The 1,030-nt window shown below is 65.0% G+C and carries 2 protein-coding genes; both read right to left on the bottom strand.

Annotation, left to right across the window (positions count from 1 at the left end; all coding sequences use genetic code 11):
* Nucleotides 1-14: 14 nt before the first annotated feature.
* Complete coding sequence (locus E8D38_RS27860; RefSeq protein ID WP_181179573.1) at nt 15-872, bottom strand: IS3 family transposase; 858 nt, start codon at nt 870-872, stop codon at nt 15-17.
* Entirely contained in the window at nt 869-979 is a 111-nt protein-coding gene (locus E8D38_RS29615; protein WP_425462828.1) for a hypothetical protein, read from the bottom strand. Before E8D38_RS29615 ends, E8D38_RS27860 begins: the two co-directional genes overlap by 4 nt.
* Nucleotides 980-1,030: the final 51 nt, after the last annotated feature.

Raw genomic sequence — 1,030 nt, 5'->3', positions numbered from 1 at the left:
CGTAAGCTCCCCCGTCAAGTAGACATCCCGGAACTGGAGTCTGCGGCGGTTGTGAGCCTGGGCATGAACAGCCTTGGAGGCAGGCCGCCCAGGGCGTCGTGAGGGCGCTGCTCGTTGTACTCGCGCAGCCACTCCTCGGTGATGTGTTGGACCTGCTCGATCGAGCGGAACAGATAGGCGTCGAGCACTTCAGTACGGTAGGTGCGGTTGAAGCGCTCGATGTAGGCGTTCTGATTGGGCTCGCCCGGTTCGATGAAGCGCAAGGCGATGCCCTTGGCGGCCGCCCACTCGGTGAAGTCCTGCGAGGTCATCTCCGGGCCGTTGTCCAGGCGGATCGAATCGGGTGCGCCGTACCAGTCGATCAAGCGACTGAGCGCGCGGATCAGGCGCCTGGCCGGGATCGAGGTGCCCACCTCGATGGCCAGCGCCTCGCGGTTGGCCTCGTCGATCACGTTGAGGGTGCGGAACCGCCGGCCGTCGTGCAGCGCGTCGTGCATGAAATCCAAGGCCCAGCCTTGGTTGACGTGCTGGCCAGCTTCCAGCGGCACCGGATCACGCTGCGGCACACGCTTCTTCGTTCGTCTGGGCAGGTTCAGTCCCATCTCGCAGTACACGCGCCATACCCTCTTGTGGTTCCAGGGCTGCCCGTCCAGGCGCAGCCGCTGGTAGCACTTCCAAAAGCCCCAGCGGCTGTTGCGCTCGACCACGCCGTTCAGGGCTTCGATCACCTCGCCATCGCGCACCAAGCGGTCCATCGGCTTGCTGTAGTACGCCGCCCGCGACAGGCCCGCCGCATGGCAGGCCTGCTTGATCGGCAATCGGTGCTCGCTCACCATGAACTGCACCGCCTGCCGCTTCGCCGACGGCGTCACCACTTTCGCGAGATGACGTCCTTCATCGCTGCAGCTTCCAGCGCCAGGTCGGCATACATGCGCTTGAGCCGGGCGTTCTCGGCCTCGAGCTCGCGCATACGAGTCAGGTCGTTGACCGTGGCACCAGCGTACTTGCTCTTCCACGCGTAGTACGTCGC

Source organism: Methylibium rhizosphaerae (assembly GCF_006386545.1).
In the GTDB taxonomy this organism is placed as follows: Bacteria; Pseudomonadota; Gammaproteobacteria; order Burkholderiales; family Burkholderiaceae_C; genus Pseudorivibacter; species Pseudorivibacter rhizosphaerae.
The sequence above is the reverse complement of the archived record's forward strand: the minus strand, read 5'-3'. Positions and strand labels throughout refer to the sequence as shown.